The following is a 17,492-nucleotide window of genomic DNA, read 5'->3' on the forward strand; positions in this document are numbered from 1 at the left end:
ATGAATGCTGAAGACTCCTTGAAACTTGCTCGCCGGTTTATCGGGTTGCCCCTGGAAAAGCGCCAGATGTTCCTCGCGGCCTTGCACAAGGAAGGCGTGGATTTTTCCCAGTTCCCGATCCCGGCCGGGGTCGAGGCCGAGGATCGCCAGGCGCTGTCCTATGCCCAGCAGCGTATGTGGTTTCTTTGGCACCTGGACCCGCAAAGCGGCGCCTATAACCTGCCGGCGGCGGTGCGCCTGACCGGACGTCTGAATCAGGCTGCGCTGGAGCAAGCGTTCGCCAGCCTGATCGAACGCCACGAAACCCTGCGCACGGTGTTCCAGCAACAACCCGACGACAGCCTGTTGCAAGTCTCGGTGCAGCAACCGCTGGACATCGAGCGCATCGACCTCAGCGCCTGTTCGCCGGCAGAGCGTGAATCCCGGGTGGCCGAAGCCGCCGAGCAGCAATCGCTGATTCCATTCGATCTGGCCCAGGGCCCGCTGCTGCGGGTGCGTCTATTGAGGCTCGACGAGCAGGAACACGTGCTGCTGCTGACCTTGCACCACATCGTCTCCGATGGCTGGTCGATGAACGTGTTGATCGACGAATTCTGCCGTTTCTATGACGCCCATGATCAAGGCCGGACCCCGGATTTCGCGCCGCTGCCGATTCAGTACAGCGACTACGCCCTGTGGCAGCGCCGATGGCTGGAAGCCGGGGAGCAGCAAAAACAACTGGATTACTGGCTGGCGCAATTGGGTGACGAACACCCGGTGATGGAGCTGCCGCTGGATCACCCGCGCCCGGTATTGCCGAGCTATCGCGGGCGCCGCCATGAGCACGTGGTCGACGCAGCCCTGGCCGAGCAATTGCGCGGGGTTGCCCGCCAGCACGGCGTCACGTTGTTCATGCTGTTGCTCGGTACTTTCAATATTCTGCTGCACCGTTACACCGGCCAGAACGACCTGCGCATCGGCGTGCCGATCGCCAACCGCAATCGCCGGGAAATCGAAGGGCTGATCGGTTTCTTCGTCAACACCCAGGTGCTGCGGGTGCAACTGGATGGCCAGACCCGTCTCGGCGATCTGCTGCGCGACCTCAAGGAGACCGCCCTCGGCGCCCAGGCCCATCAGGACTTGCCGTTCGAGCGTCTGGTCGAAGCGCTGAAACTGGAGCGCAGCCTGAGCTACAACCCGCTGTTCCAGGTGATGTACAACCATCAGCCGGAAGTGGCGGACGTCACCACGCTGAAGGTCGGCACCGGCCTGGAGCTGGGGGTCATCGAGTGGGAAAGCCGCAGCACCCAATTCGACCTGAGCCTCGATACCTATGAAAAGGCCGGGCAACTGCACGCGGCGTTTACCTACGCCAGCGACCTGTTCGAGCCGCAAACCATCGAACGCCTGGCCCGGCACTGGACCCATCTGTTGCGCAGCATCGTCAACGATCCGCAGCAACGGGTCGGCGAGATCCCGCTGCTGGACGCTGACGAATATCAGCAACTGGTCGCGGATTGGGGCCGCAACGACACGGTGTGGCCGAGTGAGCGCCCGGTGCACGAACTGTTTGAAACCGCTGCCGTGAACACCCCCGACGCCACCGCACTGATCTTCGACGGCCAACGGTTGGTCTACGGCCAGCTCAACGCCCGGGCCAACCGCTTGGCGCGCACGTTGGTGGCGCAAGGCGTGGGGCCGGACGTGCTGGTGGGGATCGCAGTGGATCGCGGGCTGGACCTGATCGTCGCGATTCTCGCGGTGCTCAAGGCGGGCGGCGCCTACGTGCCCCTGGACCCGCAATACCCCCGCGACCGCTTGCTGTGCATGATCGAAGACAGCGCCAGCCAGTTGATCCTCAGTCAGAGCCATCTGCTGGAACGCCTGCCCGTTCCTGCGGGCGTGGCGTGCCTGTGCCTGGATCAGGCCGATGCCTGGATGTCCCCGGACGAAAGCAATCTCGCGCGCCCGGTGTGGGCGGAAAACCTCGCTTATGTGATGTTCACCTCGGGTTCCACCGGTCGCCCGAAAGGCGTCGGCATCAGCCACGGCGCGTTGAGCAAACACGCCTTTGCTTCGCAGCATTACTACAACCTCAGCGCCGCCGATTGCGCGCTGCAATTCGCCACGTTCAACTTCGATGCCTTTGGCGAGCAACTCTTCGGCCCGCTGACCTGCGGTGCTTCGGTGGTGCTGCGCGGCAACGACATCTGGGACAGCGAAACCCTGTACCGGCAGATCGTCGAGCAGGGCATTACCGTGATGGACCTGACCACGGCCTACTGGAACATGGTCGCCAAGGAATTCGCCGCCGTCGGCCCCCGCGACTACGCGGCCCTGCGCCAGGTGCACAGCGGCGGTGAAGCGATGCCGCCGGAAGGCGTGCTGGCGTGGCGTCAGGCCGGTCTGGAACACGTCAAACTGCTGAACACCTATGGCCCGACCGAAGCCACCGTGACCGCCACCACACTGGATTGCAGCGACTACGTTTTCGCTCGCCAACCTTTGCCGCTGACCCTGCCCATCGGCAAGCCACTGCCGGGCCGCCACACCTACCTGCTCGATGAAAACGGCCAACCCGCCCCGGTCGGTGTGATCGGCGAACTGGTGATCGGCGGCGAGCTGCTGGCTCGTGGTTACTTCCAGCGCCCGGACCTGAGCGCCGAGCGGTTTATCCCCGATCCATTCTCCGGTTCCGGCGCACGCCTGTACCGCACCGGTGACCTGGCCCGGTTCAATGCCCAAGGGGTGATCGAGTACGTCGGTCGGGTTGACCATCAAGTGAAGATTCGCGGTTTCCGCATCGAGCTGGGTGAAGTCGAGGCGCGGTTGTTGGAATTGGAATCGGTTGGCGATGCCGTGGTGCTGGCGGTGCAGGGCGGTAGCAGCCTGCAACTGGTCGGCTACGTGGTGCCGAAGGACACTTCGTTGGTGAACGCCAGCGCCGAAGAACAAAACGCCGTCCGCGAAACAATCAAGGCGCAACTCAAAGACAACCTGCCGGATTACATGGTGCCCACGCACCTGCTGTTCCTCGCCGCTTTGCCGCTGAGCCCGAATGGCAAGCTCGACCGCAAGGCCTTGCCAGCCCCGGACGCCAGCCAGATGCAGCACACCTACGTGGCGCCGCGTAGCGAACTGGAACAGAAAATCGCCGGCATCTGGCAAGACGTGCTCAAGCTCGAGCAGGTCGGCCTGACCGATAACTTCTTCGAGTTGGGCGGTGATTCGATCATCTCGATTCAAGTGGTCAGCCGCTCGCGCCAGGCCGGGATTCATTTCAGTCCTCGCGACCTGTTCCAGCATCAAACCGTGCAAGGTCTGGCGGGTGTTGCGCAGCAAGGCGTCGCGGCGCTGGCCATCGATCAAGGCCCGGTGACCGGCGGGATGCCGTTGCTGCCGATCCAGCAAAGCTTCTTCGAAGAACAGATTCCACAGCGTCATCACTGGAACCAGGCAGTTTTGCTGCGTGCCCACCAAGGCCTGCAATCGGCACCATTGGCGCAAGCGCTGAACGCGTTGCTGGCCCATCACGACGTGCTGCGTTCGCGCTTCACCGAAGGACGCGCCGAAGTGGCGGCCATCGCCGTCGACAACGAGTTGCTGTGGACCGCCGACAATGTCAGCGCCACCGATCTGGACGCGCTCTACGCCAAGGCCCAACGCAGCCTCGACCTGCAAAACGGCCCACTGCTGCGCGGCGTGTTGGCGACCTTGAGCGATGGCAGCCAGCGCCTGTTGCTGGCGATCCATCACTTGGCAGTGGACGGCGTGTCCTGGCGCATCCTGCTGGAAGATTTGCAGCAGGCTTATCAACAAGCGCTGCAAAAGACAGCGATCAAACTCCCGGCGAAAACCAGTGCCTACAAGGCCTGGGGCGAGCATCTGCAGGCCTATGCCAGCAGCGAAGCCGTGCAAGCAGAATGGTCGTTCTGGCGCCAGCAACTGAGCGGCGCCTCCGTGGACTTGGCGTGGGACAACCCTCAAGGCAGTCAGCAAAGCCGTCATGCCCACGTGGTGCATAGCCGACTGGACAAAGCCTTCACCCAACAATTGCTGCAACAGGCGCCCGCCGCCTATCGCACCCAGGTCAACGATTTGCTGCTGACCGCCCTGGCCCGGGTGATCTGCCGCTGGACCGGCCACGCCGACACCCTGATCCAGCTCGAAGGCCACGGTCGCGAAGACCTGTTCGATGACATCGACCTGACCCGCACCGTGGGTTGGTTCACCAGCCTGTTCCCGGTGCGCCTGACGCCCGCCGACTCCCTGGCAGCGGCACTGAAACAGATCAAGGAACAACTGCGCGCCATCCCGAACAAAGGCCTCGGTTTTGGCGTGTTGAAATACCTCGGCGATGAAGCCACGCAAGCCAGCCTCAAGACCTTGCCGACGCCGCGCATCACCTTCAACTACCTCGGTCAGTTCGACGGCAGTTTCGATGCCGAGGACGGTGCGCTGTTCAGCCCGGCCGGTGAAAGCGCCGGTGGCGAGCAAAGCGTCGAGGCGCCGCTGGACAACTGGCTGGGCGTCGAAGGCCAGGTGTTCGAAGGCGAACTGGACCTGCGCTGGACCTTCAGCCGCGAGGTGTTCAACGAAGCGACCATCGCCCGTCTGGCGGAGGAATACGCCCGGGAACTCGAAGCGCTGATCAGCCATTGCTGCCTGCCGCAGACCATGGGCGTCACGCCGTCGGACTTTCCCCTGGCGCGCATCGATCAGGCACAACTGGATGCGATCCCGGTGCCCGCCGCCAGCATCGAAGACATCTACCCGCTGTCGCCGATGCAGCAAGGCATGCTGTTCCACACCCTGTACGAACAGGGCACCGGCACCTACATCAACCAGTTGTGTGTCGATGTCGATGGCCTCGACGCCGAGCGTTTCCGCGACGCCTGGCAGGCGACCATGGATGCCCACGACATCCTGCGCAGCGGTTTTATCTGGCAGGGCGAGTTGCAGGAACAATTGCAAATCATCCATCGCCACCTTCAGTTGCCGTACGTGCTGCTCGACTGGCGCGAGCGCAACGACCTCGCCCAAGCCCTCAGGGATTTCACCGCCGCCGACCTCGCCCAAGGCTTCGACCTGACCCAGGCCGGGCTGCTGCGCCTGACCCTGATCCAGACCGGCGACACCCGTCATCACCTGATCTTCACCAATCACCACATCCTTATGGATGGCTGGAGCAGCGCGCAGATGCTCGGCGAGGTGTTGCAGCGTTACAGCGGTCAGCAACCGCCGCGTCCGGCAGGGCGTTATCGCGATTACATCCAGTGGCTGCAACGCCAGGACGGCGCGGTCAGCGAAGCGTTCTGGCTGGCGCAACTGGCAGACTTCCAGGAGCCGACCGTGTTGGCCCACGCCGCGGCAAGCGCTGGCGAGGTGCTGCTGGAAAGCGGTCACACGCTGCGGCATTTCGCGGCAGACGCGCTGCGTACCCAGCGCCTGAACGAGTTCGCCCGTCAGCAGAAAGTCACCGTCAACACCCTGGTGCAAGCCGCGTGGCTGCTGCTGTTGCAGCGCTACACCGGCAGCGAGTGTGTGGCGTTCGGCACCACCGTGGCCGGGCGTCCGGCGGACCTTGTGGGCATCGAGCAACAGGTCGGCCTGTTCATCAATACCTTGCCGGTGATCGCCGGTTCGCGTCCGGACCAGAGCGTCGGTGCGTGGCTGGCGGCGGTGCAGGCGCAGAACCTCAGCCTGCGCGAGTTCGAGCACACGCCGCTGGCCAATATCCAGCGCTGGGCCGGGCAGGGCGGTGAGTCGCTGTTCGACACCTTGCTGGTGTTCGAGAACTTCCCGATTTCTGAAGCCCTGCAACACGGCACCGCCCAAGGCGTGGTGTTCGGCGAAGTCGCCAACCAGGATCAGACCCACTATCCGCTGACCCTGGGCGTGACCCTCGGCGACACTCTGGCGCTGCACCTGAGTTTTGATCAGGGGAAATTCAGCGTCGCGACGGTCGAGCGCCTCAGTGCGCAGTTGCTGCACCTGCTCGACACCTTTGCCGAGTCCGCCGAGCGACGCCTGGGTGAAATCGCTCTGGTCACGGCGCAAGAACAAACCCTGCAACAAGCGAACAATCAGCCGCAGCCGTACCCGGTGAATGTCGCGGTGCATCAGCGTTTTGCGGCGCTCGCAGCCGAGCGTCCAGAGCGCACGGCGGTGATCTTCGACGGTCAGCGTTTCAGCTACGGCGAACTCGACCTGCGGGCCAATCGCCTGGCCCATGAACTGGTGGCCCAAGGCGTCGGCCCGGAAGTGCGGGTCGGCGTGGCCATGCCCCGTGGCGAAGGCCTGATCGTGGCGTTGCTGGCGGTGCTCAAGGCCGGTGGCGCCTATGTGCCGCTGGATACCAGTTATCCCCGGGAACGCCTGACGTACTTGATGCAGGATTCGGGTCTGGCGTTGCTGCTGAGCGATTCTCGGATTTGCGCGCAATTGCCGATTGAAGACGCCATGAAGGTGCTGGAACTGGATCGCCTCGACCTGAGTGCGCATGCGGTCACGGCGCCGCTGGTCAACCTCGATCCGGACAACCTCGCCTACGTGATCTACACCTCCGGCTCCACCGGCAACCCGAAAGGCGTGAGCGTGACCCACGGTCCGTTGGCGATGCATTGCCAGGCCATCGGTGAACGTTATGAAATGCGCGACAGCGACTGCGAATTCCATTTCATGTCGTTCGCCTTCGACGGCGCCCATGAACGCTGGTTGACCAGCCTGACCCACGGCGCGTCGCTGCTGATTCGCGACGACAGCCTGTGGACCCCGGAGCAGACCTACAACGCCATGATCGAACACGGCGTGACCGTGGTCGCGTTCCCGCCAGTCTACCTGCAACAACTGGCCGAACACGCCGAGCGCGAGGGCAACCCGCCGAAGGTGCGGATCTACTGCTTCGGCGGTGATGCGGTGCCGAACGCCAGTTTCGAACGGGTCAAGCGTGCGCTGAACCCGGAGTACATCATCAACGGCTACGGCCCGACCGAAACCGTGGTTACGCCGCTGATCTGGAAGGCCGGGCGTGATGTGCAGTGCGGCGCCGCCTACGCGCCCATCGGCAGCCGCATCGGCGACCGTAGCGCCTACGTGCTCGACGCCGACCTTAACCTGTTGCCCCAAGGCATGGCCGGTGAGCTGTACCTCGGCGGCACCGGGCTGGCCCGGGGTTACCTGAACCGTCCGGGGCTGACGGCGGAGCGCTTTGTCGCCGATCCGTTCAGCGCCACGGGCGGCTTGCTCTATCGCACCGGTGACCTGGTGCGCCAACGCGCCGACGGCACCTTCGATTACCTGGAACGGATCGACAATCAGGTGAAGATCCGCGGTTTCCGTATCGAATTGGGGGAAATCGAAGCGCGCTTGCAGACCTTCGACGGTGTGCGTGAAGCGGTGGTCGTGGCTCAGGAAAGTGCTGGCAGCAAACGCCTGGTGGCTTATGTGGTCGGCGATGCTCAAGGCAAGGATTTCTCCGAATCACTGCGCGAACAACTCAAGGCTGCATTGCCGGCACACATGGTCCCGGCCTACATCTTGCTGCTGGAACGCATGCCGTTGACCCCCAACGGCAAGCTCGACCGCAAGAACCTGCCGCGCCCGGACGTCAGCCAATTGCAGCAAGCCTACGTGGCGCCGCAATCCGCGCTGGAACAGCAACTGGCGACGATCTGGCAGGACGTGCTGAAGCTGGAACGGGTTGGTTTGAGCGACAACTTCTTCGAGCTGGGTGGCGACTCGATCATCTCCATTCAAGTGGTCAGCCGCGCCCGTCAGGCCGGTTTGCGCTTCACCCCGAAAGACTTGTTCCAGCACCAGACCATTCAGGCACTGGTGGCGGTGGTGCAGACCGGCGAGCCGTTGCAACTGATCGATCAAGGTCCGGTGACCGGTGAACTGCCGTTGTTGCCGGTGCATCAGGTGTTCTTTGCACAAGCTATTCCGGATCGTCATCACTGGAATCAGTCGGTGATGCTCAAGCCGACTCAAACCCTGGATCCTGAAGCGTTGGAGCGGGCCTTGGCCGCGCTGGTGATTCATCACGACAGCTTGCGGTTGAATTTCATCGAGCAGGGCGAAGGCTGGTCTGCGCAGTATCGCGATAACAAGGCCGAGCCGATCCTCTGGCGGGCCGATGTCGCCGATCTGGCCGCCCTCGAAACCTTGGGCAACCAGGCCCAGCGCAGCCTGCAATTGAGCGGCGGCTCGCTGATCCGCGCCGTGCTGGCGAACCTCGCCGATGGCTCGCAACGCTTGCTGTTGATCGTTCACCATTTGGTGGTGGATGGCGTGTCGTGGCGCATCCTTTTCGAAGATTTGCAGACGGCCTATCGCCAAGGCCAATTGCCGGCCAAGACCAGCGCGGTAAAAGCCTGGGCCCAAGCGCTGCAAGGTTATGCCGCCAGCGCACCGTTGCAGGCCGAGCTGATTTATTGGCAGCAGGAACTGCAAGGCGCGCCAGTCGCATTGCCGTGCGACAACCCGCAGGGCGGCCAGCAACATCAAAAAGCGTTGGCGATCCGCAGCCGCCTCGACAAAACCCTGACCCGGCAATTGTTGCAAGAGGCCCCGGCGGCCTATCGCACCCAGGTCAACGACCTGCTGCTGACCGCCCTGGCGCGGGTGATGGTGCGCTGGACCGGCGACGACAGCGTGTTGGTGCAGCTTGAAGGTCACGGTCGTGAAGACCTGTTCGACAGCGTGGACCTGACCCGCACCGTCGGTTGGTTCACCAGCCTGTTCCCGGCGAAATTGACCCCGGTCACCGAGCTCGACGCCTCGCTGAAACAGATCAAGGAGCAACTACGGGCCATCCCGAACAAAGGCATCGGCTTCGGTGCCCTTGCGCATCTGGGCGATGACCACGCACGGCAAACCCTGCAAGCGCTGCCAAAACCGCTCCTGACCTTCAACTACCTCGGCCAGTTCGATGGCAGCTTCGACGGGGCGCACGATGCCTTGTTCGTGCCGACCAGCGAATCCGGCGGCCAGGAAGTCAACATGCAAGGCCCGCTCGGCAACCAGTTGGCCCTCGATGGCCAGGTGTTTGGCGGCGAACTGGACCTGAGCTGGACCTTCAGCGCCGAGATGTTCAACCCGGCGACCATCCAGCGTCTGGCCGACGATTACCTGCAAGAACTCACCGCGCTGATCGCCCATTGCTGCGACAGCGCAAACCGTGGCGTCACGCCATCGGACTTCCCGTTGGCGCGGTTGTCGCAAGCGCAACTGGATGGGTTGGTGGTGCAGCCCCAGTCCATCGACGACATCTATCCGCTGTCACCGATGCAGCAAGGCATGCTCTTCCATACGCTGCTGGAGCACGGCACCGGCGACTACATCAACCAGATGCGCCTGGACGTCGATGGCGTCGACCCGCAACGCTTCCGCGACGCCTGGCAAGCGGTGCTAGATGCCCACGACATCCTGCGCAGCGCGTTCCACTGGCAGGGTGATCTTGAGCAACCGGTGCAAGTGGTGCATCGCCATATCGAGGTGCCGTTCCGCGTGCTGGACTGGCGTGAGCAAGTCGATCTCGACGCGGCTTTGAAGGCATTGGCCGATGAAGAGCGAGCCCAAGGCCTGGACCTGACCCAGGCTCCGCTGTTGCGTCTGGTGCTGGTGCAAACCGCCACCGACCGGCATCACCTGATCTACACCAACCATCACATCCTGATGGACGGCTGGAGCAGTGCGCAGTTGCTCGGCGAGGTGTTGCAGCATTACAGCGGCCAGGGCGTGACGCGCCAACCGGGGCGTTATCGCGACTACATCGCGTGGCTGCAACGTCAGGACGCGGCGGTCAGCGAAGCGTTCTGGCTGTCGGCGCTGAGCACCCTGGAAGAACCGACGCGACTGGCCCACGCCATCGCCCGGCCAAAAGAGATCAGCGTCGGTTATGGCGATCACTACCAAGTGCTCGACGCCGACCTGACCCAACGTCTGGCCGAGTTTGCCCGCGCCTCGAAAGTCACTGTCAACACCCTGGTGCAAGCCGCATGGTTACTGCTGTTGCAGCGTTACACCGGTAAACACAGCGTGGCGTTCGGCGCGACGGTGGCCGGGCGTCCGGCGGACCTGCCGGGTGCCGAACAGCAGATCGGTCTGTTCATCAACACCCTGCCGGTGATCGCCGGCCCCCGTGCCGAGCAGAGCCTGGCGAGCTGGTTGCAGAGCGTGCAGGCGCAGAACCTGGCGTTGCGCGAGTTCGAGCACACGCCGCTGGCGGATATCCAGCGTTGGGCCGGGCAGGGCGGCGAGGCGTTGTTCGACACCCTGATGGTGTTCGAGAACTACCCGATCTCCGAAGCCCTGGAGCAGGGCGCGCCGCAAGGTTTGCGCTTCGGTCCGGTGGCCAACCATGAACAGACCAACTACCCGATGACCTTGCTGGTGAGCCTTGGCGAGCAGCTATCGGTGCATTTCAGCTATCAGCACGACAGTTTTGCACCATCCGCCGTGGCGCAGTTGGGCGGGCACTTGCAGCACCTGCTGGCCCAGATGACCGGCGCCGGCGAACGTTCGCTCAGCGAATTGACCTTGCAGGATTCTGTCGTCCTGACCGCGGAGGCGAACTTCGCCACTGAGCTGTGCATTCACCAGCGCATTGCGAACCAGGTCGCCGCCACGCCGGATGCCCTGGCCGTGACCTTCGCGCAAACGCACCTGAGCTACGCCGAACTCGACAGCCAGGCCAATCGCCTGGCGCACAAATTGATTGAACTGGGCGTCGGCCCGGAAGTGCGGGTTGGCGTGGCGATGCAGCGTTCCGAGCAACTGTTGATCGCGCTGCTGGCGGTGCTCAAGGCCGGTGGCGCCTATGTGCCGCTGGACCCGGATTACCCGGCCGAACGCGTGGCCTACATGCTCGAAGACAGCCGCGCCTTGGTGTTGCTGACGGAGCAGGAAGTGGCGGCGACGTTGCAAGTCGGCGTAGGTACACAAGTGCTGCTGATGGATCAGATCCAGCTCGGCAATTATTTGTCCAGCGCTCCAGAAACGTCGGTCGCCCCGGACAACCTCGCCTACGTGATCTACACCTCCGGCTCCACCGGCAAACCGAAAGGCGTGGCCATCGCCCATCGCAATGTCATGGCGCTGATCGACTGGTCGCAATCGGTGTACAGCCGCGACGACATCCAGGGCGTGCTGGCCTCGACCTCGGTGTGTTTCGACCTGTCGGTGTGGGAACTGTTTGTCACCCTGTCCAACGGTGGCTCGCTGATCATCGCCCGCAATGCCCTGGAACTGCCGCAACTGCCGGCCCGGGATCAGGTGCGCCTGATCAACAGCGTGCCGTCGGCGATTGCTGCGTTGCAGCGTGCCGGGCAGATTCCGGACAGCGTGCGCATCATCAACCTGGCCGGCGAACCGCTGAAACAGGCGCTGGTGGACACGCTGTATGAGCAGGCCAACATCGAGCACGTCTACGACCTCTACGGCCCGTCGGAAGACACCACCTATTCGACCTGGACCCGCCGCGAGGCCGGCGGCACCGCGAGCATCGGCCATGCGTTGAAGCACACCAGCAGCCATTTGCTGGACGCCGATTTGCAGCCGGTGCCTCAAGGCGTTTCTGCGGAGCTGTACCTGGCCGGCGCCGGCATCACGCGCGGTTACCTGGCCCGCCCGGGGATGACTGCCGAGAAGTTTGTGCCTAACCCGTTCTCCACCAACGGCGAGCGTCTGTACCGCACCGGCGACCTGACCCGTTATCGCGAGGACGGCGAACTGGAGTACATGGGCCGTATCGACCATCAAGTGAAAATCCATGGTTTCCGCATCGAGCTGGGCGAAATCGAAGCGCGACTGCAGGCGCAGCCAACGGTCACAGAAGCGGCGGTGTTGGCCTTCGATGCCGAGGGTGGCGCGCAATTGGTGGCGTATGTGGTCGCCCCATCACTGGCGCTGGACGACAGCGAGGCGCAACGACAATTGCGCGAGGGACTAAAGACTGCGCTCAAGTCTTCGTTACCTGACTACATGATTCCGGCGCATCTGGTGTTCCTCGGGCAATTGCCCCTGACCCCCAACGGCAAACTCGACCGCAAGGCCCTGCCGGCGGTGGACGCGAGCCAGATGCAGGCCAGTTATGTCGCGCCGGTCAGCGAACTTGAACAACAGGTCGCGGCGATCTGGCAGCAAGTCCTCACCGTTGAGCGCATCGGCTTGCACGACCACTTCTTCGAACTGGGCGGGCATTCGCTGCTGGCGGTCAACGTGGTGTCGCGCATCGCCCTGGAACTGGGGCTGACGCTGACGCCGCAATTGTTATTCCAGCACCCCGTCCTGGGCGATTTCGTCGCTCACCTCGCTACCGAAGACGGGGCCATCGATGAACAGAAACTGAACAAGCTGGAAGCCCTGCTTGACGAAATGGAGGAAGTCTAATGGACAAGAGTGTTGCTTTGAGGATTGCCAAGCGCTTTATCACTCTGCCGCTGGACAAACGTAAGCTGTACCTGGCCAAGATGCTGGAAGAGGGTGTGTCCCCGGCGAACCTGCCGATCCCCGAAACCCGCTCCGGGTTCGAGGCGATCCCGTTGTCCTACGCCCAGGAACGCCAGTTGTTCCTCTGGCAGATGGACCCGCACAGCACCGCGTATCACATTCCCAGCGCCCTGCGCCTCAAGGGTCGGCTGGATGTGGCGGCGCTGGAGCGCAGCTTCAATGCCCTGGTCACCCGTCACGAAAGTTTGCGCACCACCTTCGTCGAGCAGGATGAGCAAACCTGCCAGGTGATTCATCCGCAGATGCCGCTCCGCATCGCGTTGCAACCGTTGCCCGAAGGCCTGGACGCCGAAGGTGTCGAAGCCCACATCAAGGCGTTCGTCGAGAACGAAACCGCACGCCCGTTCAATCTGCAACAGGGGCCGCTGCTGCGGGTTTCGCTGCTGAAAATCGCCGAAGACGACCATGTGCTGGCGCTGATCCAGCACCACATCATCTCCGATGGCTGGTCGATGCAAGTGCTGGTGGGCGAGCTGATCAAGCACTACGCCGCCGACACCAGCGGCCATTCGCTGACCTTGCCTGAACTGGAAGTGCAATACGCCGACTACGCGATCTGGCAGCGCCACTGGCTGGAGGCCGGCGAGCGTGAGCGTCAGCTTGCGTACTGGATGGAAACCCTGGGCGGTGAGCAACCGGTGCTGGAGTTGCCGATCGATCACCCGCGCCCGGCGGTGCAGAGTTATCGCGGTGCGCGCCTGGACCTGAATCTGTCGGCGGAACTCGGCGAGTCGCTCAAACAACTGGCCCAGCGCGAAGGCGCGAGCCTGTTCATGGTGCTGCTGGCCTCGTTCCAGGCCTTGCTCCATCGCTACAGCGGCCAGCCGCAAATCCGCGTTGGCGTGCCGGTGGCCAACCGCAACCGGGTCGAGACCGAAGGGCTGATCGGCTTCTTCGTCAACACCCAGGTGCTCAGCGCCGACGTGAACGGGCAACTGCCGTTCAACCAGTTGCTGGCCCAGGTCAAGCAATCGGCCATGTCGGCCCAGGCCCACCAGGATTTGCCTTTCGAGCAACTGATCGAAGCCCTGCAACCGGAGCGTAGCCTCAGCCACAGCCCGGTGTTCCAGGTGATGTACAACCACCAGGCAGTCAACGACCAGACCCAACGCCAGAGCCAGGTGCAACTGCCGCAACTGAGCGTCGAAGACATCGTCTGGGAAGGGCGCACCGCGCAGTTTGACCTGACCCTGGGCACTTACGAGTCGAGCGAAGGCGTCGCCGCCGAACTGACCTACGCCACGGATTTGTTCGAACCCGCCACCGTCGAGCGTCTGGCGCGGCATTGGCAGAATCTGCTGCAAGGCATCGTTGAAGAACCGACCCAACGCATCGGCGAACTGCCGCTGCTCGACAGCATTGAACAAACGGCGATCCTGCAAGACTGGCACCGGGTGGTCGAGCACACGGCTGACGCGCCTTGCGTGCAGCAGCGCATCGCGGTCCAGGCTGAATTGACGCCGGACGCCATTGCCCTGATCGTCGGCGAAGCTTCCCTGACTTACGCTCAGCTCGACACCCGCGCCAACCAGCTCGCGCACAAACTGATTGAAGCGGGCGTTGGCCCGGATCGCCTGGTGGGGATTGCCGTCGAGCGCAGTGTGGAAATGATCGTCGGCCTGTTGGCGATCCTCAAGGCTGGCGGCGCGTATGTGCCGCTGGACCCGGCGTATCCCGAGGATCGCCTGGCCTACATGATCGAAGACAGCGGCCTGAAACTGCTGCTGACCCAATCCCATCTGCAAGCACAACTGCCGATCCCGGCGGGGCTCAACACCTTGCTGCTGGATCAGCCGCAGGACTGGCTCGCCGCTTATCCACAGACGTGCCCGGTGGTAGCGCTGAACGGTGAACACCTCGCTTACGTGATCTACACCTCCGGCTCCACCGGCAAGCCGAAAGGCGTGATGGTGCGCCACGGGGCCCTGTGCAATTTCGTCGCGAGCATGGTCAAGCAGCCGGGCCTCAGTGCCCAGGACCGCATGCTGTCCCTGACCACGTTCTCGTTCGATATTTTCGGTTTGGAAATCTACGGTCCGCTGCTGGCCGGGGCCAGCGTGGTGCTGACCGGCAAGGACGTGCATCAAGACCCGCAAGCGGTGCTCGAACTGATCGAGCGTCACGGCGTGACGGTGTTGCAAGCCACGCCATCGACCTGGCGCATGCTCCTCGACAACGAACAGGCCTCCGTCCTTGCCGGGCGCACGTTCCTGTGTGGTGGTGAAGCCCTTCCGCAAGAACTGGCCCAGCGCATGCTTGCGCTGACGGCGAGGGTCTGGAACCTCTACGGTCCGACCGAGACCACGATCTGGTCGGCGCTGCACCCGTTGTCCGCCGAACAGCCGCGCCCGTTCCTCGGCAAACCGATCGACAACACCGGGTTGTACATCCTTGGCAGCGACCTGGAACTGAACCCGGTCGGCGCACCGGGGGAATTGCTGATTGGCGGCGAAGGCCTGGCCCGTGGCTACTTCGAACGTCCGTCCCTGACTGCCGAACGCTTTGTGCCGGACCCGTTTTCGTTCAGCGGCGAGCGTTTGTACCGCACCGGCGACTTGACCCGTTATCGCGCCGAGGGCGTGATCGAGTACATCGGCCGCATCGACCATCAGGTGAAAATCCGTGGTTTCCGTATTGAACTCGGCGAGATCGAAGCGCGGTTGCTGGCCCTCGATAGCGTGCGGGAAACCGTGGTGGTGGCCCAGGATGGTCCGACGGGTCCCCAACTGGTGGCCTACGTCGTAGCCGCGTCGACTGTTGATGATGAAGCCGCGTTGCGCGCCGAACTCAAGGCCAGCCTCAAGGCCGAGCTGCCGGAATACATGGTGCCCGCGCACCTGTTGTTCCTCGCGCAACTGCCGCTGACCCCTAATGGCAAGGTTGACCGCAAGGCATTGCCGGATCCGGACGCCAGCCAGTTGCATTCGACCTACATCGCGCCGCAAACCATCACCCAGCACACCGTCGCCGACATCTGGCAAGCGGTGCTCAAGCTGGAGCGGGTGGGTTTGGGCGACAACTTCTTCGAACTTGGCGGCCACTCGCTGCTGGTGACCCAGGTTGTGTCGCGAGTGCGTCAGGCGCTGAACGTGCAAGTGCCGCTGCGCACCTTGTTCGAACACAGCACCTTGCAGGATTTCGTCGCCGCCCTCGGCGTCGAGCAGGCGCAGCAAGAACCGCCGATTGTGGCGTTGCCGCGCCTGCACCCGATGGCGTTGTCCTATGCCCAGGAACGCCAATGGTTCCTCTGGCAACTGGAACCGACCAGCACCGCGTACCACGTGCCGGCGGCGCTGCGACTGCGTGGCGAACTGGACCTGTCGGCGTTGCAACGCAGCTTCGACAGCCTGATCGCCCGCCACGAATCCTTGCGCACCTGCTTCGTTGAAGAGCAGGGCCAGACCCTGCAATTGATCCACGCCCACGCTGCGCTGGACCTGCAAGTGGTGGCACTCGAGCGCGACCTCGACGATGCCGCGCTTCAGGCGTTGGTCGCCGAAGAAACCTTGCACCTGTTCAACCTGCAACAAGGCCCGCTGCTGCGGGTCAAGCTGTTGCGCCTGGCCGCCGATGACCATGCGCTGATCATCACCCTGCACCACATCGTGTCCGATGGCTGGTCGATGGGGATCATGGTCGATGAACTGATCGCGTTGTATGCCGGTTTCAGCCAGGGCCAGACGCCCGTGTTGCCAGCGTTGCCGGTGCAATACGCCGACTATGCCGTGTGGCAACGGCAGTGGATGGAGGCCGGTGAGCGTGAGCGCCAACTGGCGTACTGGACCGCGCAACTGGGCAGCGATCAGCCGTTGCTGGAGCTGCCGACCGACCGTCCGCGTCCCGCCGAGCAAAGCTATCGCGGTGCCCGCCAGGACATCCCGCTCAGCGCCGAATTGGCGGCGGGCCTCAAACAAGTGGCGCAGCAGGAAAACGTCACGCTGTTTGCCCTGTTGTTGGCCTCGTTCCAGACCTTGCTGCATCGCTACAGCGGCCAGTCCGATATCCGCGTCGGCGTGCCAGTGGCCAACCGCAATCGCATTGAAACCGAAGGCTTGATCGGCTTCTTCGTCAACACCCAAGTGTTGAAGGCCGAGATCGACAGTCAGCAAACGTTCCGCAGCCTGTTGGCCCAGGTGAAAAACACCGTGCTCGGCGCCCAGGCCCATCAGGACCTGCCGTTCGAACAACTCGTCGATGCGCTGCAACCAGAGCGCAGCCTCAGCCACAGTCCGTTGTTCCAGGTGATGCACAACCACCAGAGCCAGGCCCGGGAAGGGCGGGGCGCGGCGCGGTTGCCGCAGATCGCGATTGAAGGCTTGAGCTGGGTTTCGCACACCGCGCAATTCGACCTGACCCTGGACACCTTCGAGTCCAACGATAACGTTTGGGCCGAGTTGACTTACGCCACCGACCTGTTCGACGCCGCGACCCTGCAACGTCTGGCGCAGCACTGGACCCACTTGCTGCACGCCATCGTCGCCGATTGCGGCCAGCGCATCGCCGAGTTGCCGCTGCAAGACGCCGCTGAACACGCGGCCACGCTGTTGCAGTGGAACCCGACGGTGGCCGATTTCCCGAGCCAGGGTTGCCTGCATGAGCTGATCGAAGCTCAGGCCCTGCGGGCGCCGCAAGCGATTGCCGTGAGCTACGACGCGCAAACCCTGAGCTACGGCGAATTGAATCGCCGCGCCAACCAATGGGCGCACAAGCTGATCGAAAACGGCATCGGCCCGGACGTGCGCGTCGGCCTCGCGGTTGAGCGCAGTCTGGAGATGCTGGTCGGCCTGCTGGCGATCCTCAAGGCTGGCGGTGCCTATGTGCCGCTGGACCCGACTTATCCGGAAGAACGCCTGGCCTACATGATCGGTGACAGTGGCATTGGCCTGCTGTTGACCCAAAGCCATCTGCTCGCGCGCCTGCCGGTGCCAGACGCGGTGCGCAGCCTGATGCTCGATCAGGACGGCGATGGCCTCGAAGGCTACAGCGATGCCAATCCGCAG

The 17,492-nt window shown here is 63.4% G+C and carries 2 protein-coding genes (1 of these 2 only partly in view); both read left to right on the plus strand.

Features of this window, described 5'->3' with window-relative positions:
* On the plus strand, nt 1-12,372 hold the full coding sequence (locus BK665_RS28615; RefSeq protein WP_123409881.1) for a non-ribosomal peptide synthetase: 12,372 nt from the start codon (nt 1-3) through the stop codon (nt 12,370-12,372).
* Nucleotides 12,372-17,492 carry the start of a non-ribosomal peptide synthase/polyketide synthase gene (locus BK665_RS28620; protein ID WP_123409882.1) on the plus strand. 9,915 nt of this gene lie beyond the right edge of the window, so the window shows 5,121 of its 15,036 coding nt (coding positions 1-5,121); it begins with the start codon at nt 12,372-12,374; its stop codon lies beyond the right edge, outside the window. The genes BK665_RS28615 and BK665_RS28620 overlap by 1 nt, the downstream gene beginning before the upstream one ends.

The organism is Pseudomonas frederiksbergensis (assembly GCF_003732665.1).
Taxonomy (GTDB): Bacteria; Pseudomonadota; Gammaproteobacteria; order Pseudomonadales; family Pseudomonadaceae; genus Aquipseudomonas; species Aquipseudomonas frederiksbergensis_G.